22 protein-coding genes are annotated in these 23,983 nt (G+C 37.6%); 14 read left to right on the plus strand and 8 right to left on the minus strand.

What is annotated here, in order from left to right:
* Positions 1-24: 24 nt before the first annotated feature.
* The 6 genes from BW964_RS02315 to BW964_RS02345 all read left to right on the plus strand — a co-directional run bounded on the left by BW964_RS02315 (position 25) and on the right by BW964_RS02345 (position 6,291).
* Positions 25-636: an L-threonylcarbamoyladenylate synthase gene (locus BW964_RS02315; RefSeq protein WP_076504354.1), complete on the plus strand. Its 612-nt coding sequence runs from the start codon at positions 25-27 to the stop codon at positions 634-636.
* A gap of 34 nt (positions 637-670) precedes the next feature.
* Positions 671-1,372, plus strand: coding sequence for a CPBP family intramembrane glutamic endopeptidase (locus BW964_RS02320; RefSeq protein WP_076504355.1), 702 nt, complete (start codon positions 671-673; stop codon positions 1,370-1,372).
* Positions 1,373-1,376: 4 nt separating this feature from the next.
* Positions 1,377-2,135 carry a peroxide stress protein YaaA gene (yaaA, locus tag BW964_RS02325; protein ID WP_076505401.1) on the plus strand — a complete coding sequence of 253 codons (759 nt, stop codon included), beginning with the start codon at positions 1,377-1,379 and terminating at the stop codon, positions 2,133-2,135.
* A complete protein-coding gene (prmC, locus tag BW964_RS02330) occupies positions 2,136-2,987 on the plus strand; it encodes a peptide chain release factor N(5)-glutamine methyltransferase (RefSeq protein ID WP_076504366.1) in 852 nt (283 codons plus the stop codon).
* 1,182 nt (positions 2,988-4,169) lie between these two features.
* Complete coding sequence (locus tag BW964_RS02340; protein ID WP_076504368.1) at positions 4,170-4,742, plus strand: hypothetical protein; 573 nt, start codon at positions 4,170-4,172, stop codon at positions 4,740-4,742.
* 7 nt (positions 4,743-4,749) lie between these two features.
* A complete protein-coding gene (locus BW964_RS02345; RefSeq protein WP_076504370.1) occupies positions 4,750-6,291 on the plus strand; it encodes an L-type lectin family protein in 1,542 nt (513 codons plus the stop codon).
* A 320-nt stretch (positions 6,292-6,611) separates the two neighbouring features.
* Here BW964_RS02345 and BW964_RS02350 read toward each other — a convergent pair whose 3' ends face one another.
* The 4 genes from BW964_RS02350 to BW964_RS02365 are packed head-to-tail and all read right to left on the minus strand — an operon-like array spanning position 6,612 to position 12,265.
* Positions 6,612-7,265 (minus strand): rhomboid family intramembrane serine protease, encoded by a 654-nt coding sequence (locus BW964_RS02350; protein ID WP_076504371.1) that lies wholly within the window; start codon positions 7,263-7,265, stop codon positions 6,612-6,614.
* A gap of 11 nt (positions 7,266-7,276) precedes the next feature.
* A complete protein-coding gene (locus BW964_RS02355; RefSeq protein WP_076504373.1) occupies positions 7,277-9,865 on the minus strand; it encodes a DNA gyrase/topoisomerase IV subunit A in 2,589 nt (862 codons plus the stop codon).
* A complete protein-coding gene (locus BW964_RS02360) occupies positions 9,834-10,349 on the minus strand; it encodes a hypothetical protein (protein WP_076504374.1) in 516 nt (171 codons plus the stop codon). The genes BW964_RS02355 and BW964_RS02360 overlap by 32 nt, the downstream gene beginning before the upstream one ends.
* Before the next feature lie 32 nt (positions 10,350-10,381).
* Positions 10,382-12,265 (minus strand): DNA topoisomerase IV subunit B, encoded by a 1,884-nt coding sequence (locus tag BW964_RS02365; RefSeq protein WP_076504376.1) that lies wholly within the window; start codon positions 12,263-12,265, stop codon positions 10,382-10,384.
* Positions 12,266-12,485: 220 nt separating this feature from the next.
* On the opposite strand from BW964_RS02365, the gene BW964_RS02370 reads away from it, so the two are divergent.
* Positions 12,486-15,344 (plus strand): sensor histidine kinase, encoded by a 2,859-nt coding sequence (locus BW964_RS02370; protein ID WP_076504377.1) that lies wholly within the window; start codon positions 12,486-12,488, stop codon positions 15,342-15,344.
* Positions 15,313-16,044 carry a LytR/AlgR family response regulator transcription factor gene (locus tag BW964_RS02375; RefSeq protein WP_076504379.1) on the plus strand — a complete coding sequence of 244 codons (732 nt, stop codon included), beginning with the start codon at positions 15,313-15,315 and terminating at the stop codon, positions 16,042-16,044. The genes BW964_RS02370 and BW964_RS02375 overlap by 32 nt, the downstream gene beginning before the upstream one ends.
* 31 nt (positions 16,045-16,075) lie before the next feature.
* Here the strand turns inward: BW964_RS02375 and BW964_RS02380 are convergent, their stop codons facing one another.
* Positions 16,076-16,612 (minus strand): DUF2867 domain-containing protein, encoded by a 537-nt coding sequence (locus tag BW964_RS02380; RefSeq protein ID WP_076505403.1) that lies wholly within the window; start codon positions 16,610-16,612, stop codon positions 16,076-16,078.
* Between the two features lie 307 nt (positions 16,613-16,919).
* Here BW964_RS02380 and BW964_RS02385 point away from each other — a divergent pair, with 307 nt between their 5' ends.
* Positions 16,920-17,729 carry a hypothetical protein gene (locus BW964_RS02385; protein WP_076504380.1) on the plus strand — a complete coding sequence of 270 codons (810 nt, stop codon included), beginning with the start codon at positions 16,920-16,922 and terminating at the stop codon, positions 17,727-17,729.
* A gap of 112 nt (positions 17,730-17,841) precedes the next feature.
* A complete protein-coding gene (locus BW964_RS02390) occupies positions 17,842-18,990 on the plus strand; it encodes a methionine aminotransferase (RefSeq protein WP_076504382.1) in 1,149 nt (382 codons plus the stop codon).
* A 3-nt stretch (positions 18,991-18,993) separates the two neighbouring features.
* Here the strand turns inward: BW964_RS02390 and cls are convergent, their stop codons facing one another.
* The 3 genes from cls to BW964_RS02405 all read right to left on the minus strand — a co-directional run bounded on the left by cls (position 18,994) and on the right by BW964_RS02405 (position 22,425).
* On the minus strand, positions 18,994-20,457 hold the full coding sequence (gene cls, locus BW964_RS02395) for a cardiolipin synthase (RefSeq protein WP_076504383.1): 1,464 nt from the start codon (positions 20,455-20,457) through the stop codon (positions 18,994-18,996).
* A gap of 164 nt (positions 20,458-20,621) precedes the next feature.
* On the minus strand, positions 20,622-21,386 hold the full coding sequence (locus tag BW964_RS02400; protein WP_076505405.1) for an SDR family NAD(P)-dependent oxidoreductase: 765 nt from the start codon (positions 21,384-21,386) through the stop codon (positions 20,622-20,624).
* A gap of 100 nt (positions 21,387-21,486) precedes the next feature.
* Entirely contained in the window at positions 21,487-22,425 is a 939-nt protein-coding gene (locus BW964_RS02405; RefSeq protein ID WP_076504385.1) for a helix-turn-helix domain-containing protein, read from the minus strand.
* Between the two features lie 475 nt (positions 22,426-22,900).
* On the opposite strand from BW964_RS02405, the gene BW964_RS22285 reads away from it, so the two are divergent.
* The 4 genes from BW964_RS22285 (at position 22,901) to BW964_RS02410 (ending at position 23,876) form a co-directional block, all read left to right on the plus strand.
* On the plus strand, positions 22,901-23,065 hold the full coding sequence (locus tag BW964_RS22285; protein ID WP_123911971.1) for a bacteriocin: 165 nt from the start codon (positions 22,901-22,903) through the stop codon (positions 23,063-23,065).
* A 142-nt stretch (positions 23,066-23,207) separates the two neighbouring features.
* Positions 23,208-23,390, plus strand: a complete 183-nt coding sequence (locus tag BW964_RS22290; RefSeq protein ID WP_123911970.1) for a hypothetical protein — start codon at positions 23,208-23,210, stop codon at positions 23,388-23,390.
* A 48-nt stretch (positions 23,391-23,438) separates the two neighbouring features.
* Positions 23,439-23,642, plus strand: coding sequence for a bacteriocin (locus BW964_RS22295; protein ID WP_104669450.1), 204 nt, complete (start codon positions 23,439-23,441; stop codon positions 23,640-23,642).
* A 54-nt stretch (positions 23,643-23,696) separates the two neighbouring features.
* Complete coding sequence (locus tag BW964_RS02410) at positions 23,697-23,876, plus strand: hypothetical protein (RefSeq protein WP_076504386.1); 180 nt, start codon at positions 23,697-23,699, stop codon at positions 23,874-23,876.
* The last annotated feature ends 107 nt before the right edge of the window (positions 23,877-23,983 follow it).

Genomic DNA, 23,983 nt, shown 5'->3' on the forward strand with positions numbered 1-23,983 from the left:
TTTTATTATTTGTATCTTTGTTCTATGGCAAAAATACTGAAAATTTACCCTGACAACCCGCAGGAAAATCTTGTGAATGAGGTTATTAAAACCCTAAAAAACGGCGGACTGATTATCTATCCTTCAGACACCATCTATGCCTTAGGATGTAATATTTTTGACATAAAAGCCATGGAAAAGCTCGCCCAGATTAAAAAAGTAAAACTGGAAAAGTCTAAATTCTCGATTATTTGTAATGACCTGAGTCATCTTTCAGATTTTACAAGGCCTATTGATACTTCTGTTTTCAGATTTCTGAAAAGCCATCTTCCGGGGCCGTTCACCTTTATTCTTGATGCCAATAAAAGCCTTCCTTTAGCCTATAAAAATCATAAAACAATCGGTATCCGTGTTCCTGATCATCCTATCCCACAGCTTATCGTGGAAAAACTGGGTCACCCGATCGCTTCAACGTCTATTAAAGATGATGACGAAATCATTGAATATTCTACAGATCCGGAACTGATCGCAGAAAAATATGGCCATCTGGTAGATATTGTTATTGATTCGGGATACGGAGATAATGTAGCATCTACTATTGTGGATCTTACTTCCGGAGAACCGGAGATCATCCGTCAGGGAAAAGGAATTGTGTAATTACCTGTAAATTGTTGAAGGCCATTTTTGGATTATGAGTTTGAACGGAAAATATGCTTTGGGAATTTTTTTCACCTTTGTTCTTTTAGCCGCTGTGATGCTTTATGTTTTTCCGCTTATTTATATGATCACGGGAATAAAAACATTAACACCAGTCAATTTTTTCTACACCAGGATTGCGCTCTGGACTGTTCTTGGACTGATTTTTCTTTATAATCTTTTCATCGAAAAAAACAATTTTCTGATCTGGAAAGAGAAGAAATATCCTGTCCTTTTTTATATCAAAGCTATAGTTGCTCTGTATTTTATTTGTGCTTTCGGGGGTGCTTTCATCAATCTTATTGTTCAGCTTTTAACTCAGGAAGGAATGAGCAAAAAACTGGCTCAGATTTCTTCTGTTTTTAAGAATAACTATGCGTTGATTATCTTTATCTGCTTTACTGCAGGAGCCGTAGAAGAACTTCTGATGCGGGGATATATTCAGCCAAGAATTGAAAAAATATACAATAACCCTTCTGTTGGCATTATTGTTTCTGCTGCATTATTCGGGATTCTGCACAGCACTTACGGAACGATTGGGCAGGTTTTAGTACCTTTCTTTATTGGAGCTGTTTTTGCTTTATTTTATAAAAAATATTCTAATATTAAAATTCTGATCCTCTGTCATTTTACGTACGACTTTGTATCGATGATGATCATGAATTTTATTGACATTAAACATTTATCTGCATTCTAACATTATGAAAATTATAACTTCTCCAGCGAAACTGATGAACGTTGAGAATTCAACAGACCTACTGAGATCCAGCACTCCTAAATTCATCGAAGAAGCGGCATTGATACAATCTCATTTAAAACATAAATCGCCAAAATACCTTTCCGAGCTGATGGAGATATCACCCAAACTGGCTGACGAAAACTGGGAAAGAAACCAAAAATGGAAAGAGAAACCTACCGCAAAAGAATCAGCACCTGCCATGTTCGCTTTTACAGGGGAGGTATACAGAGGACTGGACGCTAAAACTCTGGATAAAAATGCTGTAGACTACTTACAGAAAAACTACAGAATACTTTCAGGATTGTATGGATTGCTGAAACCATCAGACAAAGTAATGCTCTACAGGATGGAAATGGGTCGTCCTTTTGAATTCGATCAATACAAGAATCTCTATGAATTCTGGAGAGAAAAGATCACAGAACAGCTGAACTTAGAAATGAAAAAAGGGGAAATTCTTCTTCATCTGGCCAGCAACGAGTACGGAAAGGTGATCGACAGAAAGAAATTAAACCACACGGTTATTGATTTTGATTTTTATGAATGGAAAGAAGGAAAACTAAAAACCATCGTGGTTTATACCAAGCATGCAAGAGGTCTTGTGGTAAGATTTTGTGCTGAAACCAACGCCAAAACCTTAGATGATGTAAAAGCATTCAACTATGACGGCTACGTGATCGATGAAGAAAAATCTACAGACACCAAACTGGTTTTTACAAGGTAAATGACAATATCAGAATTTAAAAAATATTTCAAAACAGAACTTTCCGCAGTCTACAATGATACGGAAAGCGCTTTTTTGGCTGCCGTTTTTACAGAAAAGATCGTCGGCATCGATTCATTTCATCAAAGAAGGTTATCCGGTCAGGAACTTCTTCTGGATGATGAGAAGCAGCTTTTACAGGTGATTTCCGATTTAAAAACCGGAAGACCTTATCAGCAGATCCTGGGAGAAACCGAGTTTTACGGAATGTCGTTTTTTGTTGACGAAAATGTCCTGATTCCCCGTCCTGAGACCGAGGAATTGCTTGAAATCGCCATTCATAAAATTCACGGTTTGGAAATAGATGTTGAGGGATTAAAGATTCTGGACATCGGTACCGGAAGTGGCGTGATTCCACTGGTTTTAAAAAAGCATTTTCCCGGCGCTGACATTTCATCCATTGACTTTTCTGAAAAAGCTTTGGAAACAGCTAAGCGAAACGCAGAACATCATCAGCTGGAGATCAGTTTCATTCATGGAGATTATCTTAATTTTGAGCTATCAGAAAGCTATGATGTTATTATTTCCAATCCACCTTATATAGGCATTGAAGAAGAAATTGAAATCGCTGATTCTGTTAAGGAATTTGAACCCAAAATGGCTCTTTTCTCCCCTGTTCAGGATGCGCTGATCTTCTACCGGAAGATTGCCGGGGATTCTAAAAAGTATTTGAAAGATAGCGGACTTTTATTTTTGGAAATTAATCAGAAACTCGGCCCCGAAACCCTTGACTTATACAGTGACTATTTTTCTGAAGTGCAACTCATCAGAGATTTATCTGAAAACGACCGCTTTATTGTTGGAAAGAAATAAGGAATTTAATGTTAATTGAAACATTACACAGATATCCCTATTCAAAATGGGTTATGCGTTAATTTTGGTAATGTGGTCAAAAATAGTTGGTGTTTTTTATAAAAATAATTCGTAATATTTTGCAGTTGATTGGAAGAGGAAATGAGCAATGCTGTATACAATAGTTTAGAAGGATGGTTTTTACCATCCTTTTTTTCATGTAGTATTGGAAGAGCATTATGGCTAAAAAAACCTTCATCTTTTTTGGTTTTTGTAAAAAAGATACCATTGTATAAACTTTTTTCTTCGGCTTTTAGTAAGTCCTCAATGGAATGTTAAGACTCCCTTTTAGATGTCCGAAAAAAAGACTCTATTCCATTCGTTGTTTTAGGGATTTATGATTTTGCAGGAAAGTAAACAGATTTGGTAAGGCCTTTCTGATAACAGAAAAACATCTTCTCACCATTTTGTGAGTGTACCAGTATCTTCCTTTTTCCAGGCTGTATTCATTGGAAAAATAAGCACCATCAATCAGCAGATCAACCTACTTACTCCGGCTGCAAGTTAGTTTTTAACGCTATGATAATCAAGCCTATATGACTTCAACAAATAAAAAATAGTAAGGGAATTTTATTTGTTGAAAGTAGTAAAACAGAGCAAATCAATTTGGGAGAACTATTGGAAGATGAATTGAATATTTTTTCAAAAGATCTCCCCTCAAGAGAGTTATTTTTGGATTTTTAATAGAAAAATAACTAACATATTAAAAAAAATATTAATAATTCATCAAACATATAAATATTTAAACTAAAATATGTTAATTAAATTAAAAGCAACGAATAAATTACAATTAATCATCTGAAAAATGAGTAATTAAAATATTTTATTTGTAAATTTGCAAAAAACACAAAGGAATATGAATCTTACTTATGTAGCTTACAAAGCGACTTAAATCAATTTTCTTTTTCGACTATTTCAGATAAGACATAAAATGCTCTTCTTATTAGGGGTATACATGTTATATCTGTTATTGGCTTAGGAACAAAGGTCTCCTTATACCATTGCTTGAATACAACAACTCATGATTTAAATGGATTGTTGATGGTACTTATTTCTTTACTAGAATTAGGGCGTCTTTGAATACCTTTTAATAAAAAACATAAAAACAAAAAATACACAAATAAAAAAATTATTAAGTACATTATGATCAAAAAATTATTTCTACCAATCGTTTTCGTAAGTTCCTTTTCATTTGCTCAGATTGGGATCAATACTTCCACACCTGACTCAAGCGCTGCGCTGGATATTTATAGTCAAAGCAGAGGTATGTTGATACCAAGGCTTACCACTGCAAAGAGAGATGCTATTTCCAATCCCGCCACCTCACTTCTTATTTATGATACTGATAAAAAATGTTTAAGCCAGAATATTGGTACCCCTACGAAACCTGACTGGCTATGTATCAGTGGTAGTGCTGTAAAAATGTTTTACATGCCTAGTGTTTCATTTGATACTTCCAGCAATGCCACTGGCCGAACTAAAGATTTGTATACATTGTATAAAACTCAGTTCGGATCTCCAAAAGCAAAGAGCACCAGTGCACCTGATGCGATTCCTTTTTTTCCATCAAGTAAAGATCTTTACTATTATGTGACTGATGCTGACTCTAATGTATTCAGCAATATTTCTATTTCTGATGATGGCGTAATGAAATACGATGTAAAAGCAGCAGCTACAGACTGTTCTTTTATTAATATTGTTTTTGTTGTTAAATAATTGAGTTATGATAAAAAGTACCTCAATTGTACAAAGCAAAAGATTTTTGCTTATTTTTTCATTGTTTATTTTCTTCCAAAATATTCAGGCGCAGAATGAACAGGGAACCGGCTATCCGTATTTTATCAACTTTACTCAGGGATTACAACCTCAGGAAGCCTACAAGGTATCTAACAGCGGTGTCCAGAATGATGCTACTTTTACCACCCAAGGATTACGAATGACCCGAAATGTTAATAGTATTTCAGGCGGGGTTATCCTTGCTGATAAAATATTCAAAAGTGATCAGGGAATTAAATTCGAATTTGAATTTGCAATTTATGGAGGAGATACTAACGGAGGAGATGGCATTTCTATCTTTTTAGTAGACGGATCTATTCCTAAAGAACAGCTCAATATCGGATACGCTGGAGGAGGATTAGGATATAGTTTTGTTCGTGGAAGTGAGTCTACGGAAGGACTGAGAGGAGCATATCTGGGAATAGGTCTAGATGAATTTGGAAATTTCAGAGCAACCTTTAACCAGGGTGAAAGGGTTAGAAATGGAATTTTTGGTGTAACATTACCTAATACGCGAAGCAATATTTCTTTAAGAGGTAAACGCGGAAATCAGTATCTGTCGGCATCTGAACCTGCGGGATACAATGGTTATCCACTACTTTATAGTACGGCTACCGATGTTTCCCCTTCCAGCAACAATAGATCCATTTATCTGGATACACAAACCGGAAAATTTATTGGCATTAAAAATCCGGATCTTCAGCAATTCAACATTGAGAGTGGCGGAACTACGATTCCCCTAAATGAAAATGACGTAAGATTCCGTAAAGCATTTGTCACATTAATACCCAATCCTTCCGGTGGTTATAATATAACCCTGGAAATACAGCACGGGAATGTGAAAGAAAAAGTTATTGATAATTATTATTATCCTACTTCTCTGAAATATACAGAGAATACAATATCCTCCAGTACGGTAAGAACTCTGGATACGTCACCCCCTTCTACTTTCAGAATTGGTTTTGCTGCTTCTACCGGAGCTGCTAAAAATATACATTTATTGAAAAACTTAGGAGTTACCAGACCTTATGCTGCTGAAGTTACAGATGATCTATTTGAAGGATGTCCAGGGATAAAATCTACGTATTTCCCTTTACTTAATGATGAAGCTTATTCTTCCGCAAGTGGTCAAAACCCACCAACCCTTTCATACAACAACCTTGATTTTAGTTCATTCCGTTTTTTAGATATCAATGGTAATGTGATTCCGAATATCACAGGTGGAGTTTATACCAGCAGTCAGGGTACCTGGACCTATTCATCCACTACAGCAGCGCTTTCTTTCAGGCCCGCGACTGGATTTACAGGAGTTGCCCAAATACAATATGATATTAAAGGTGGCGGAAGCAATGGTACTGAAGCTCCTTACAATAAGGAAGAATACAGATCAATGCCAGCGTTGATACAGGTTAATATTTCAAGCGCAAATAACTGCAGCAAAGCCTGCGTTATTTCCAACAAGAATGTTACTCAGAAAATATCAAAATAATTTGATAAAAACCAGCTTTAAAAGCTGGTTTTTTCATTTTAACGGAATAAAAATCAATGTTTATTTTTTTTTTAGTAAAATACTGAACAGCCACTTCAATCGCCTTATCAACAAGCAGATATCTTATTTCTAATTCTTTTATTGATTCCCGGTTTGAAGTAATAATGATTGATTTCAGAAATTACCTTTCCTGTTTACCTCTAAAAGACTGGATCATTTCATTAGAGAAAGCAAAACCAATGAACGCCAGATTAATACGACGATGAAACCGTTTAATTCTGATGTGCTCATTGGTTTTGATATTTATAATAGAATAGTTTTTATCCTATTCTCTTCCTGATAAAAATTTCGTAGCCCAGATAGATCAGCGGAAGCGACATTACTCCTAAATAGACCGCATTATGCATGGCGATATCAGGTGCGGTGGCTACGGCATAAATCAGCCCCAGAAAAGCCCCTCCAAGGTGGGCGGCATGTCCTATATTATCGTGTTGTTTCGGGTTCAGCATCATATAGACAGAGTATCCGAAATACAGCAGTCCGAAAAGATATCCCGGCACAGGAATCGGAATAAAAAAGATGTAAATTCCGATCTGAGGATTCATAGCGATTGACGCAAACAATATCCCTGAAACGCCTCCACTTGCTCCTACAGCAGAATACCAGGGTTGCTTCTGGTAAATGTACAGGGACAGGAAATTCCCCAGCAATATAGATCCGAGATAGACAATCGCAAAACCTAAGTTTCCGAATGCCTGAATCACTATAGGACCAAAGAAATACAGCGTCAACATATTAAACACCAGATGCATGATGTCAGCATGCAGAAACCCTGATGAAAGAAGACGGATGTACTCTTTCCTGTTCAGAATAGATCCTACACTGAATTTATATTTCTCAGTAATACCAGGATTGTTGAAGGCAACAAAACTGATAATAGCTGTAATGATAATACATAATATTAGAATATTCATAAGTTTAATTCTTAATTTTCAGGTTCATCGCTTTCAAAAAGATCTCCGATCACCGTACGGTCATCATCCACAATACCGTCTCCGGTTTCCGGCTCTTCATATACTTCAGGTTCCTCTTCCACCGGCTCAGGAATGCTGATATTGATGGTTTTTACTTTAAATTTTGTAAACTGATTTCCAATGGCTTTTATTCCTTTTACGGTAATAAATTCATCCAGATGTATGATTTCAGCATCACGGTCTTTTCCTTTATCTTTAGCAAAAATAATCTCTGCTGACGCTCCGTTTGCCACAATCACATTTTCAATGAATGATTTCGGATGTTCTGATGGCATAAAGGTCTGCAGATTCACCGTATTTTCCAAAAGGAACCTTTTGATAAAATACATATCTTTTTCACCGTCGTAGTAGATACAAGTTACAGGCTGCTGTGGTTTCCATTTTTCCAGAACCAGATATTCGTCATCAAAACGGTTCCCCAGATCGAAGGAAACCAGCTTTACTTCGCCGTTGGTATTAATGGTCAGAATTCTGTCATCTCCTTTAAAGCTTCCCAAGAGAGTTCCTCTGGCATCGGCATTCAGTCTTCTTACCGTATCATCGAACCAGATTTTTCTGGGAGCCAGGGTAGAAACGCCTTCTTCCTTCATGTCTACCTTTTTCACTGAATATTTGGTCACCAGATTTCCTTTAGAATCTCTTCCTTTGATCGCGAGATCAGAGAAATCGATCTCCATTTTGTTTTTTCTGATTCTAGGATTCGGTTTTAAAAGTACCGTAACGGTTTCTGCTTCTCCGTTGGGATTCGCCGAAAAATACAGTACTTCCGATCCTTTTTTGTCAGAAGCCAGCGGATAATCTGTGTTTCTGGTCACCGCTGTTACAGAAAAACGCTTCATATAATAAGGTCCTTCCCGGCCTTCGCGATAGATCATGTTATAGACTGTCCTTTTGTCGTTCTTCTTCCATATCGCAACGCTCAGCAGATCTTTTCCAACAAAGATTTTGGCATCTACTTTTACGACCTTCATGGTTCCGTCTTTTCTGAATATAATGATATCATCAATATCCGAGCAGTCAAACAGATACTGATCTTTTTTCAGGGATGTTCCGATAAAGCCTTCTTCAAAGTTGGCATAGAATTTCTCATTCGCCACTGCCACTTTGGTTGCATCGATGGTATCAAAAATTCTAAGCTCGGTCTTTCTTTCCTTATCTTTTCCGTATTTCTTCTGAATATTTAAATAATAATCAATTGCATACGCAATCAGATTCGCAAGGTTGTATTTTACCTGCTCTATTTTGCCTTCAAGGGCTGCTATATTTTCTTTAAATTTATCTAAATCGAATCTTGAAATTCTCTTGATTCTGATCTCGGTAAGTTTTAAGATATCTTCTTCCGTTACTGCTCTCAGAAGATGTTTCGTATGAGGCTTTAATCCTTTATCAATGGTTTTAATGACCTCATCCCAGGTTTTCACTTCTTCAATATCATGATAGATCCTGTTTTCTATAAAGATTCTTTCCAGTGAAGAAAAATGCCAGTTTTCCTGAAGCTCATGAAGTTCTATTTCCAACTCTTTTTTAAGAAGGGAAACCGTGTGTTCCGTATTCATTTTCAGAATATCGGAAACGTTCATAAACATCGGCTTGTCTCCCACGATCACACATGCATTCGGAGAAATGGTAACCTGACAGTCTGTAAAGGCATAGAGTGCGTCGATGGTTTTATCCGGTGACACATCATTGTGAAGATGGATCAGGATTTCTACCTTGTCAGAAGTATTATCTTCAATCTTTTTGATCTTGATCTTTCCTTTTTCGTTGGCCTTCAGGATAGAATCGATCAGGTCGCTTGTTGTTTTTGAGAAAGGAAGTTCAGAGATCACCAGCATATGTTTGTCGGTATGGGTAATTCTGGCTCTCGCCCTCACCTTACCTCCTCTGTGTCCGTCATTGTATTCTGAAACATCCAGATAACCTGCCGTTAAAAAATCAGGAAATAATTCAAATTTCTTTCCTTTCAGATGAGCAACGGAGGCATTGATCAGTTCATTGAAGTTATGCGGGAGAATTTTAGTAGAAAGTCCCACCCCAATTCCTTCTACTCCCTGAGCAAGAAGCAACGGAAATTTTACGGGAAGGTCTATCGGCTCATTATTTCTTCCGTCATAAGATTTTGCCCATTCTGTAGTTTTCGGATTAAATACTACTTCCAGTGCAAAAGGAGTCAGTCTGGCTTCAATATATCTTGCCGCTGCGGCAGAATCTCCTGTATAAATATTTCCCCAGTTTCCCTGAGTGTCTATCAAGAGTTCTTTCTGGCCGATCTGTACCATCGCATCAGTAATGGAAGCATCCCCGTGAGGGTGATACTTCATGGTATTTCCTACGATGTTGGCTACTTTGTTGTAACGGCCATCTTCCAGTTCCCGCATAGAGTGCATGATCCTTCTCTGAACAGGCTTGAGCCCATCATAGACGGAAGGAATCGCTCTATCCAGAATTACGTAGGAAGCATAGTCCAGAAACCAGTCTTTATAAAGTCCTGAGACTTTTTTCAAGCTCTCACCTTCGTGCGAGTTTTCTTCTGTCGTCATCTGTTGTTAATCGTTTTTTCTCTTCATTAGCTTTCACTACTTTATTCAGAGAGATTTTTAAATCGTTTACTTCTTTTTGGCTCAAATAGGAAATCTCGTATTTGAGTATGGTAGACCCACTATTTTTACTTGAGATGTTAATATATAACCTTTTGATAAAGAAAATCCTTACAATCTCGTACCGGATCAGTTTATACTTGGGAAATTCGTCGTGAAGAGGTTTATCCATGAAAGGGATGATGTTCCTGTTCTTAAAGTTCAATGCTTCGCCGTCACTGTCATACTCAAAGATCTGCCTGCCATTGAGGTGAAAAATCACCAGCAGCAAGATCGGAACAATAAGAAGTATATAACTTTCTTCTCCTACCGCATGAAATCTGTACTCGTTCAGTAAAAATGCAGCAATTCCAAATATGACCAGCATCAGCAGCAACGTGTGTGCAAAATTATAAACTGAAGCTTTATTGCGGTTGCTAAGTCTCATCTATGGTTTTTAAGTTTATTAGTTTAATATATTTAGTCAGCAGATTGATCCAGCACTTCTTTTTTATCAATATCCGTATCTTCCACTACGAGATTTTCAAGGATAAATAACTGCCTGTCCGGCGTATTTTTTCCCATATAAAATTCCAGCAACTGATCTATTGTCTGGTCTTTACCAATTACAACAGGTTCCAGACGGATGTCTTTTCCAATGAAATGTTTGAATTCATCCGGAGAAATCTCTCCCAGCCCTTTAAATCGGGTGATTTCAGGATTTTTACCCAGTTCATTCAGCGCTTTGATTCTTTCCATTTCTGAGTAGCAATATCTTGTTTCTTTTTTATTCCTTACCCTGAACAACGGGGTCTGAAGAATATAAAGGTGTCCATTCTTGATCAGATCAGGAAAGAACTGAAGGAAGAAGGTAATCATCAGCAAACGGATGTGCATCCCATCCACATCGGCATCGGTAGAGATAATGACCTGATTGTACCTTAAGTCCTCAAGACTTTCTTCGATATTTAAAGCGGCCTGCAGAAGGTTGAATTCTTCATTTTCGTAGACTACTTTTTTGGTCAGCCCATAGCAATTCAGTGGTTTTCCTTTCAGTGAAAACACAGCCTGTGTTTCTACATCTCTGGATTTTGTGATGGACCCTGATGCAGAATCTCCCTCGGTAATGAAGATCTGGGTCTCCCCTTTTCTTTCGTTTTTCTGATCGTTATAATGCTGTCTGCAGTCCCGTAGTTTTTTGTTGTGCAAAGAGACTTTCTTGGCTCTTTCCCTTGCCAGTTTCTGGATTCCTGAAAGCTCTTTTCTTTCTCTTTCGGAGATCAGGATCTTTCTTTGGATGGCTTCTGCAATTTCAGGATTTTTATGAAGAAAATTATCCAGTTTGCTTTTCAGAAAATCAATGATAAACGTTCTCACGGTAGGTCCGTTCGGTCCCATATCATTAGAACCCAGTTTTGTTTTGGTCTGGGACTCAAATACGGGCTCTTCCACATTGATAGAGATCGCTGCAATAATAGACTTTCGGATGTCTGAGGCATCAAAATTTTTATTGAAAAATTCACGGATTGTCTTTACATAGGCTTCACGGAAAGCATTAAGGTGCGTTCCTCCCTGCGTGGTATTCTGCCCGTTCACGAACGAGAAATACGTTTCTGTCTGCGATTTGTCTGAATGGGTGATCGCTAATTCTATATCGGTATCTTTCAGGTGGACGATAGAATAGAGAATTTCGTTTTCCATTTCTTCTTCCAGAAGATCTTTCAGACCATTTTCAGAATAATAGGTCTCCCCGTTGAACAAAATTTTCAATCCCGGATTCAGATAAGCGTAATTACGCAGCATCTTTTCTATATATTCTTTTCTGTATTTGAAATGCAGGAAAATCTCCCCATCAGGAATGAAGGAAATTTCAGTACCGTTCCGGTCAGAAGTATCTTTTTCATCATAGTTTTCTGTGATGATTCCTCTGGAGAACTCTGCCATCTTCATTTTTCCTTCCCGGAAGGATCTTACCCGGAAATATTCAGAAAGTGCATTAACGGCTTTGGTACCTACCCCATTCAATCCCACAGATTTCTTGAAGGCTTTACTGTCATATTTTCCCCCCGTATTCATTTTAGAAACGGCATCTACTACCTTTCCCAACGGGATTCCACGACCAAAGTCACGGATACTGACTTTACCGTCGTCCACTTTTATTTCAATTCTTTTCCCTGATCTCATCCTGAACTCATCGATTGAGTTGTCCAGAATTTCTTTCAGCAGAATGTAAATACCGTCGTCCGCAGAGGAGCCGTCTCCGAGCTTCCCGATGTACATTCCGGGGCGCAGACGGATGTGTTCCTGCCAGTCGAGGGTTCTGATATTATCTTCGGAGTAGATTGGATTTATTTCTTGTGACATATATGATTTCAGCAAACATACAAAAGTACGAAATTGTACAAAAATATCCGAATTTTTTCATTTCGATTTTTGCCAACATTTAATACTAACCATTGCATTATTATCAATCAAATTATATATTTACAGTATTATTCAATATGATGTGAAAAAAATAATCCTTTTCTATTCACTTACATTTATTTTGTCATCCTCATCATTAATTTTTGCGCAAATTCCCGGAATGGTCAATTATAATGAAGAGGATGGCCTGAATAATTCATATACCTACTCCCTGAACCAGGATCAAAATGGATTTCTCTGGATAGGAAGCGACAATGGAATGTTCCGGTTTGACGGAAAGGAATTTAAACATTTCAACAATAAACAAGGGCTGAAAAACATTGAAGCACTGGCAGGTATTCCTTTATCCAACGGAGAAATTTTCGTGGCTCCTTTCCTGAATGATTTTGCCTACCTGAAAAACGGAAGAATCATCAATTCATATTCTAACAGCGAACTGAAGAAAATGCAGTTCAGCTATAATCCTGATTTTTATATAGATGGCAGTTCTATTTATCTTTTTTCCGGCTATAACCCCACCCATATTTATAAGTACCAGAATGGAATGGTGAGCAGTATGCCTGTTTCTATCAATGCCAGTCCGAAAGATCCCTATTATGCTTTCGGTCTCAGCATGACTGATCAAATATTATATCTGTCCCGTCAGGAAAAGAAAGAAAACATTCAGGCTTATGATGTGGTGACCCGACAGAAGACAGCCTGCAATATTTCAGCAGATAAAAACACCTCCATTGTCAGAAAGGGGGATATTTTTATTTTCAGAAACAACAGGACTATTGATGTTTATAAGCTCTACAATAAATTTTACTTTAAAAAAATCAAGAGCTACACTGCAAAGGAAAACATCCACCGAATCGTCGTTGATCATACCTTTCGGTTGTGGCTGTGTCTCGAAGAAGGTGGTACGCTGTACTTTAAAGAGTCTCTACTGGATGACAGCAAACTTTCCGAACCTGCCAAAATGATGGAAAGCTATATCATCAATGATATTTTGGTGGATAAAGACAATAACACGTGGTTTTCTACCCGGAACAACGGGCTATTTTTCATTGCAGACCGTTATTTTAGAAACTACATTCACCTTCCGATCAAAAATAATTCATCCAATATCAAGGCCATTGCCAAAAATGACTGCGGCATTTTCCTGGGCTACAATGAAGCTAAGAGCGGAATCTACCGCAATGGAAAAGTAACCGATATCGTTTTTGAAAAAAACATTAAAATAGAGCATAAAGCCATATTTTCAGAAGGAAATACAGTCATATTTGGGCTCAGCAGAAGCCTCTTACAGTACAATCCCCAGATTAAAGAAAAACGTTTCTTGAGGGATTTTCTTTTGAAAAATATGGTTCCGTATACTCCCGGATCCATTCTTCTCTGTACTTCAGACGGCCTCATCGCTTACCATTATCAGACCGGTAAATATACTGAAGTGCTCAGCAAAGAGAGATTGTACACCGCTCTTCCGTACGCAGCAGACAGTCTGTTTGCGGGAGGTTTCAAGGATCTTTATAAAGTGAATACAGTCACACAAAAGAAAATCTTATTTCTGGAGGGTTTTTATTTTACAGACCTCAAAAAGCTGGCAAATAACTTATATGTTGGCGCTACCAATGTAAAGGGGATCGTTTTGTTCAATAACTCTAAAGTTATCAAAACAATCTCAGAAAGCAGCGGTTTGGTGAGCGACCAGATCAAAAAAATAGAAATTGAAAATAAAAATGTATTCTGGGCCTGTAGCAACTACGGATTAAGCAGAATAGAGCTTAAGGCTTCTGAGGTAAAGATTAATAATTTTACCCAAACAGACGGTTTGCCCTCCAACTCTGTAGCAGGATGTGTCCTGTCCGGTGATACCATTTTCGCAGCAACTTCAAAAGGTCTTGGGGTTCTTTCGATCAGGAATCTGATGAGTCAGAAAAAATTCATCAATAAAAAAGTGATCATCAATTCCATTATTATCGGAGGAAAGGAAATTTTTGATACCGACCTGCCATTAACTGCTCAAACGCCTGATAACAATATCACCTTCCATCTCAGTTTTCCGGATTTTACTTCCCAGGGGAAAATTGGCTACCGTTATAAAATTGAGGGGCTCAATGAAGAATGGCAAACCAGCAATTCACAGAAGATCAGCATCTACTCTGTTCCCCCAGGAAACTATACTTTTAAGGTTTTCGGGATTGGGTATAACGGAAAACGTTCTGATGCTTCTACAACGCTGCATTTTGAAATTCTTCCCAAATTCTGGCAGACCTGGTGGTTCAAAGTGATCATGCTGCTGCTGGGTGCTGCTCTGTTGTTTATTTTGATCACGCTGTATTTTCAGAAAAAAAGAAATAAAAAACTGGAAATGCTGTATTATGATAAGAAGATTGCCGAACTGGAACTGCAGGCGATTAAAGCACAGATCAATCCCCATTTCATCTATAACTGCCTTAATTCTATACAATTTTTGCTGTACAAAAAGGATTATCAGGAAACAGAAAATTATCTGGAAATATTTGCTCAGATGATCCGAAAAACGCTTTATTATTCTGAGAAAACGTTCATGCCGATCAAGGAAGAAAAAGAATATCTTTCCCTGTATCTTGACATGGAAAAACTGAGGTTAAAAAATCTTTTTAATTATTCTATCATCCTCTCTGAAGATGTCAATGAAAACTGGGTAATCCCTTCCCTGCTCATCCAGCCTTTTGTGGAAAATTCTATAAAGCACGGAATGACAGGCCTGAAAGAAAGAAAAGGAAATATTCTGGTGTCATTTGAGCATACGGGAACTTCTCTTTGTGTCACTATTGAGGACAATGGAATGGGAATAGGCTCCGGACCAAAGAAAAAAAAGGATTCTTTCGGAGTAAAATTATCTCAGAAAAGGATTGAAACATTCAGACAGCTTTTTGATACTCACATCATTCTTGAGATCCATGATCTTACTGAAAAAGAGCAAAGACCGGGAACCCGGATCAAACTTTATATACAACCTTATGAAAACCAAAACACAAGTATGCATCATTGACGATGAACAGGACGGAAGAGATTATATCGCTCTTCTGCTGACCAATGAATTTCCTGAGATCCAAATGGCATTTCAGGCATCGAGCGTGGAAGAAGCCTACCGGTATCTTTCTAAAAGTTCGCCGGACATTATTTTTCTGGATGTACAGCTGCAGGACGGTACTGCTTTTGATCTTCTGTCGAAGTTCAGAGAAATAGATTCCCGGATCATCTTTATTACAGCCTATGAAAATTTTGCCATCCAGGCGATCAAAAACAGTGCGGCAGATTACTTACTAAAGCCTATCCGGAAGATCGATTTTATTATGGCAGTCAATAAAGTACTGGAAAACATGAAAAAAAGTAAAAACACCTCCAGTATTTCCCTGAGCGAGAATAAGATCAGTCTTCCTACTCTTCAGGGATTCAGATTAACAAATATCAGCGACATCATTCGTTGTGAAGCAGATTCCAGCTACACCACTTTTTATCTTGCCGATAAAACGAAGATTATTGTTTCCAGAACACTGCATGATTTTGAAGAACACCTAACGAGATACAATTTTTTCAGAATCCATCACAAACACCTGATCAATCTTTTTCACCTTAAGGAATATATTAAGGGGAAAGGCGGACAGGTCGTGATGGCAGATCAGTCTGTTTTGGATGTTTCCGTACGCAAAAAGAATGATTTCTTACATAAAATTGAAAATTTAGAATAAAATCAAGTATTCAGAATTTTGTGTTTTCTTTTTATTTCTGTTCCAGTTGTACTATCATCTTTTTAAGCATCACCTGGACAATTAACTGATGGAAAGGACGTACGGGCAGGAAATATAATATTCCCATCCAATTATGGTATTTTACAGCAGTTGAAATCGTTAAATAGTTTTCTCCTGTATTTTGCTTTGCTTTATCATAAAGGATAGAGACTCTGAAATCGAGATGTTGATCATTCTCGCCCATAATCATTTCATTGTCGGTCTTATCAAATATTTTGAAAATTCCCACCTGTTGTCCCACTTCAAGTTTTAGATCTCCGGGATCCTGTATTTTGCTGCGATCTGTTCCGGTTTTCAGTCCAAACATTTTAACAATGCTGTTTCTGAGGGAGAACATTTTCTTTCCCCATTGAGGAGTGCTGGAGAAAAAAGCCTTGCCTATTTCTGTGGTAGTGATGTTTCGTTTTGTATTGCGTACAGGTCCCCTAAAACTATCTGTATAATCAAATATTACTTTTTCTCTGGACAGAGCCGATTCATGGGGAATTTCAGTTTTTTTAATCTTCATGGTACTGGTTTTAAGGTCATTTAGTCTTTGTTCTGACAAATGTAAGCGGCTTTGGGAATAAAAGAAGTGACCCATCTCAGCTTTCCGTTAAAATATATTGGAAATGGGGTGTCCATCAGATCGCGAAATGCTACACTTAACTTCAATTTAATAACACTTACTAGAAAATTGGCTACACTTAACAATTCACATTATCGGGAGTTTTAAAACCTCCTAAATTTATTCAAAAATTAAATATAGCGGATTATCAATGAAATACGATTTGAAATAAAATTCAAAAAATAAACCAACCATAAAACTATACCATATGAAACTTAAAAACATGGCTATCTTAGGTTTGTCTGCAGGTCTTTTCCTTTTATCAGGCTGTCGTGACAACAATGAACAACTTGAAGAATCAGCAGCAGCCCAAACTGCTTCTTTGAGCAAATTTGAACCCTCCAACCTCCCTCCGGCTCCACCCGAAATAAGGGAAGAATTTGCTCAGGACGGCATTGACATTGATAGGGTAAGAGTAGAATATTTCTCTGACGGACAGCCGGTAGATATGATTGATGATCTGGAAAATAAATTTCCGGTAGCATCTCTTGTGAAAAATCCAGCTGACCAGTCTGCACTGATCACGGTAAGAACTTTTTCGAACGAAGAAAAATATCTTCAGTATGGAGACCAAAATGGTCTGAAATTCCGTGAAACAAAGGCATTTAATGAATCTATACAGAAGTATGCCGAAATTAATGGTCTGGTTCAAATGGCCGAAGCCGGAGAACAACTGCCGGATACGTATTACGCTTTTGAAAATCAGCAGTATCAGACTTATTTTGGAGCTTTAAGTCCGGGATGGCTTCGGGTTTATGACGATATTATTCCTTATGGCTCCAACAAATATGTTATGTCTCCGGTCGTTCCCACGCTGGGATTCTGGTTCTTTGACAATTGGAATAATAAAATCGGATGCTACAAAAGACAGCATATCTATATGGTGGAGCATCTTTATGATAAAAAGTTTTTCAAAAAACATTTGGTTTCTCTCGCAGGATGGGGCAGTTCAACCGTTATGTTCTGGGGAATTCTTGGCTACGTGAACAACAAAGTAGAATCTATGATCCTCTTTTAAATAGAACACAAATAAATATAGGGTCGTTTCAAAAGAAACGGCCTTTTTTTATTGGAGCCTGTTTCAGGATTGCAAAAAATGGATTAAATTCGGTTACCTAAAACAGATCTTCATGATACAACTTCCTTTGTCTAAACTTTCTAATGTGGGAACTACCATTTTCAGCCAGATGACGCAGCTCGCCAATGAAAATGAAGCGATCAATCTTTCTCAGGGCTTTCCGGACTTCATGCCGGACTCAGAACTGCTGGATCATGTAGATTATTTCATCAAAAAAGGGTTTAATCAATATGCTCCATTGGGAGGCATGATGCCATTGAAGGAAGAGATCGCCAGAAAAATCGAGAACAGCCACCACGCCATCTATCATCCTGATTCCGAAATAACAGTGACGGCAGGAGGAACCCAAGCCATTTTCACCGCAATTGCGACCTTTGTGAAAAAAGATGATGAAGTCATTATTTTTGAACCTGCTTATGACTGTTATGAACCTACTGTAGAACTTTTCGGAGGTATTGTGAAGCGTTTTGAAATGAAAGCTCCGGACTACGAAATCGATTGGAATGCGGTAAAAGATCTGGTAAGTGATAGAACAAAAATGATTATTATCAACAATCCGAACAACCCTTCAGGAAAGATATTGAAGGAGAAAGATCTGCAGGAACTGGTGGAGATTGTAAAGAATACTTCCATTCTGATTTTAAGTGATGAAGTCTATGAAAATATTGTTTTTGACGGGAAAAAGCATGTAAGCATCTGTCAATATCCTGAACTTAAAGAAAGAAGCCTTCTTGTGGCCTCATTCGGGAAACTCTTCCATGTCACGGGCTGGAAAACAGGCTATTGTGCAGCGCCTAAAAATCTTACCGATGAATTCAGAAAAGTGCATCAGTTCAATGTTTTCTGTGTCAACACACCTATTCAGCTGGCGCTGGCGGAATACATGAAAAATGATGATCATTACAATCATTTGAATACTTTTTTTCAGGAAAAGAGAGACTTTCTGAGAAAAGGACTTGAGGGAACATCTTTCGGCCTTCTGGATTGTGAAGGAACCTATTTTCAGGCTCTGACTTATGATAAAATTTCTGATAAAAACGATTTTGATTTTGCTTCCGAGCTGACGATCAGTCATAAAGTGGCCAGTGTTCCTTTTTCATCGTTCTATAAAAATAAAAGGAATGATCATGTCATCAGACTGTGTTTTGCAAAAAAACAGGAAACTTTGGAAAGAGCAATAGACCATCTTTCCCAACTCTAAATTTTATATAAGGGGAGAAAGCAATCTGGCCAGATGTTCAAAGAAGACTTTGTGTTTTGGCCTTTTCCTCCATGAATCAAGGTGAACTTCCTCGCAGTCATTCATATCTTCATGAAACAGGTCCTGAAGCTTTCCGTTAATCTTTTGGTCGAAAACCAAAGCATTGACCTCAAAATTCAGTTCCTGACTTCTGACATCCATATTGGCAGTTCCTACAGAGGAAAAAATATCATCGATAAGCATTGTTTTGGCATGAATAAATCCTTTTTTGTAAAAGAAAACCCTCACTTTGTTCTCCAGAAGTTCCTCGTAATAAGAATAAGCAGCTGCATTCACCACAACTGAATCACCTGACTTGGGAACCATGAGCCTCACATCTACTCCGGAAAGTGCCGCCTGTTTAATGGCGTTTAATACCGTTTCCACCGGGATGAAGTAAGGAGTAACGATATAGATTCTTTTTTTGGCAGAAAGTATGGCAGATGTTGTACTCAGCATAATAGAAGGCTTGGTATCCGGTCCGCTGGCTGCCGTTTGGATAAGGGAACTTCCTCCCACATTGTTTTTGCTAAAATAAAGTTGGGAGATCTCAGGGATCTTTTCGGTTGCAAAGATCCAGTTGCTGAAAAATAAAAACTGAAAATAAAAGGCGGCTTCTCCTTTCATATACAGATGAACATCTCTCCAATACTGCTTGGGATTAGGATTAATATATTTATCCGAAACATTGATTCCGCCTGTAAAAACTTCAGCTCCGTCTATAATAATAATTTTTCGGTGATCCCTGTAATTGACTCTGTTGGCCAGAAGTCTGAAGGTAATTTTATTAACGGGAGATACTTCTATTCCGGCATCTTTAAGTCTTCGCAAGAGTTTCTTTCCAATTTTCCCACTACCCATGTCATCGTATAGAAAACGGACTTTCACGCCTTGTCCTGCCTTTTTAACAAGTAAATCGGCGAGCCTGTTCCCTATTGAATCATTATCATAAATATAATATTCAAGATGGATATGATGAACTGCTTTTTCAAGAACCTCAAAAACTTTTTCAAATTTCCTTTCTCCATTCACGAGTATTTCTGCATAATTCCCCTGAGATAAAGGGGAGTGACCAGCATGATAAAGAAAATTAACGGTGGTCAGAAATTGATCCATCTCCTCGTGATGATTTTCCAGTGTTTTATGATGGGTTTCGTGGATGTAGGTGCTTACAGCTTGATAGATCTGCTCGTTTCGCTCTATTTTAAAGGTGTAAAACTTATTTTTCCTGTAGTTGACCCCAAAAACAAAATAGATGATAATTCCCACCACCGGAAGAAAGATGATCAGCATAAGATACGCAAGTGTCTTACTTGTATTCCTGGTATCCATGATAATTTTACCTGCCAGAAAAATAATTCCGATCAGATAAAGGCCTTCAAGTCCCAGAAGAATGTACGGGAAATGATCGAAAAATTCTTTAAGCATATTTTGGAACTTTGTGGATATTAAAGGTAAGTAAAAAGAGAAAAAATATGGGTTTAAATGATAAAAAAAGACAACCAGTCCTATTTTAGAACCGGCTGTAAGTTTTAACTGTTTATTAAATAGAGATTGCTTTGCTGCTTTGCAACAACATGAGATTATTCTTTCTATAAAAACATTCCTCCGGAAGCTTCTATTCTCTGACCGTTGATCCAGCCTGCATCATCCGTACAAAGGAACGCAACCACCCCACCGATATCATCCGGAAGTCCGGCTCTTCCTAGGGCTGTCATACTGGAAATCATTGAATTTACATTTTGGTCGTCCCGGGTTCTTCCCCCTCCGAAATCGGTTTCTATAGCTCCCGGAGCGATCACATTGGCTTTGATCTTACGGGTTCCTAATTCTTTTGCCATGTATTTTGTCAGCATTTCCACACCCGCTTTCATAGAACCGTAGACCGATGATCCCGGAAGGGCAAATCTTGCAAGTCCTGATGAAATATTAATGATTCCGCCTCCATCATTGATGAAAGGAATCATTTTCTGAGTCAGAAAGAAAACTCCTTTGAGGTGTACATTCACCATATCATCAAACTGTTCTTCCGTAGTTTCTGTAATAGGAGAATATAGCGCTGTTCCTGCATTATTAACCAGAAAATCAATCGTTGAGCTTCCTGTTTCCGCTTCAAGATGATCGGTAATATTTTTTACAAATGCATCAAAGCTTTTTACCTCTCTGGTATCCAGCTGGAATGCTGCTGCTTTCTGACCAATAGCTTTTATTTCATTCACTACAGCATCAGCTTCTTCTCTGCTGTTTTTATAGGTGATTATAACATCTAGTCCTTTTTGAGCGATTTTAAGAGCTGCATTTTTCCCAAGTCCGCGGCTTCCACCGGTTACGAGTGCAATTTTTGTTTTTGTATTCATCTTTTTATATTGTTTATGATCAATAATTAATGGTACAAAGTTGGAAAATTTTACGGAAGACAGGGTTGCCTGAATCAATCTGAAATTTGCAAAATTCAAATCATGAGCGAAATTCCATTGGGGTAAATGATGTTTTTCTTTTAAAAAAGTTGGAAAAGTGAGCCAATTCTTCAAAGCCCAATGCATAGGAAATTTCTGACACATTCCATTTGGTTTGCCGGAGAAGGATCTTTGCTTCCTGAATCATCCGGTCCGCAATACATTCTGTCGTTGTTTTTCCGGTACTTTCCTTTATTTTTTTATTTAAATAATTCACGTGTACAGCGAGCCTGTCTGCGTAGTCTTTTGCTGTTTTCAACTGCAATCTCTGGTCTGAAGACTCTATTGGAAACTGTCTTTCCAGAAGCTCTATAAACAATGAAACAACCCTCAGCGAAGCATCGTTTGAGGCAGAAAGTTTGGCGGCAGGCTGAAGTTTCTGTCCGTAGTGAATCAGTTCCAGAACATAGTTCCGGATGAGATCATATTTGAAAACATAATCGGAAGCTATTTCCTTTTTTATTTTGGTGAAAAGAGCTTCTATCTCATCTGCCAGCTCATCTTCAATTTCAAACAACGGAACATTTCCGGGCTGAAACAGGGGTAATTCTTCCAAGGAGAACTGCGATTGTGCTTTTATGAAAAAGTCTTCCGTAAATACACAGAAACTTCCCGACTGATCCGGATCCTCGGGCACCCAGTGATAGGGAACTTTCGGAGTGGCAAATAATAACGCATTTTTCTTAATCGCGATAATCTTGTCTGCATATTCTGCCCTGTTTCGCCCTCTGATCAAACTGATCTTATAGTATTTTCTTCTGTTGTAGGGCATTTCCGAAGTGGCTTTTGCCCTTTCGATAGTTTGTCTGATATCGAATACATTAAAATGTCCGATCTCTTTATGGAGTCCTTCAGGAAAAATAGCTTCAAGGTCTTTTCCCAGCTTGGCAGTCATCTCTCTGTAAAAATCTTCCAGGGATGTATGTGCGATCTTTTCCATAACTGACGGTTTGTAAAATTCAAATATACAAAGTTGACGGGATATGAAATTTAAAAACATAAAAATTTTAAAATGAGATCATGTAGCTATTTTTTATACCTTAGTTCAAATCAACAATATGATATTATTATGAAAAATCAAACTTTAGAAAAAGGAAAAAAATTAAACAAGAGAGCACTGAGAAGTATTACCGGAGGATTAATGATGTGTCTAGATCCCAAAACCAATCAGTGCCGGGTTTTTTCGAAAGGCTGCGCAGACCCTCAATGTCGCCCTTCTTTACTGGATTAAATCCTGAAACAAAACACCATTCCTGACCGGAGTGGTTTTTTATGAATATCTTAATGTAATCATGATTAAGCTCCCATTAAATCACCATTCGGCTTACTTATTTAAATATTTATCATGATATTGTGATATAATATCAATTATTTTTTCTATTTTAGTTAAATCTAATACACTAAAAATCAAAACAATGAAAAATCAAGATTTACCAAAAGGAAAAAAACTGAACAAAAAGCAATTAAGAAGTATCACCGGAGGATTGATGGACTGTATTGATCCGATGACCGGAGGTTGCAGAAAAGTATCAATAGGGTGTGCTCAATTGCAGTGCAGACCCACAATAGATCCTTTATAAAAAAATATATAAGCTGTTCAGTTAATGAATGGCTTTTGTTTTTTAAGTCATCGAATATAATTTAATCTATTATTTCTTCATCAGATGATACGCTGATGTTTTCTTCATCTTCGTTTTCGACTAACTCATTAAAATCAAAACAATGAAAAATATACTTTTAGAAAGCGCTAAAAAGCTTAGCAAGAAAGAGCTCAAAAGGATTGCAGGCGGCAAACTCTACTGTCTGAGACCGAATCCTTGCATGGAACCCTGCGAACAGGCTCCTACCCCGACCTGTACCTTAATTTCTGTCAGCTGCGTAGAAATAGAATGCAGACCACAATAATTCATCATACTATAAAAAACTAATTAACAACAAGTAAAACTCAAAATCATGAACACAATAATATTACAAAGTGCAAAAAAACTTAGCAAAAAAGAGCTTAAAACGATTGCAGGCGGTAAACTTGACTGTCTGAGATCAAACCCTTGTATGGAACCTTGTGAACAGATTCCTCCCGGGACCTGCACGCGGATTTCCATCAACTGTGCCCAAAAAGAATGCAGACCACAGGTTATAGATCCATCCATCGATTAACTTTTACTACAGAAAACCGTAGAATTGAATTCAACAAACCAAAAATCAAACCTTATGAAAAATCAAAATTTAAACAACGGAAAAAAATTGAACAAAAGAGAATTAAGAACAATTGTTGGCGGAAAGGAAATGTGCATTGATCCAGCTACAGGAGAATGCAGAAAATACGGAAGAACATGCGCAGAACAGCAGTGCCAGCTGATTATTATAGATCCTATCGAAAGAATGTTCTAGAATAAGAAATATTTTAAAAGAAATATTCCATACGGAGTCGTTCTTTAAAGCAAAAAGCGCTCCCACAATGTATTGTGGATGCGCTTTTCTATTATATAACTAACTTT

The sequence above is a fragment of the Chryseobacterium shigense genome (genome assembly GCF_900156575.1).
GTDB lineage: Bacteria > Bacteroidota > Bacteroidia > Flavobacteriales > Weeksellaceae > Chryseobacterium > Chryseobacterium shigense.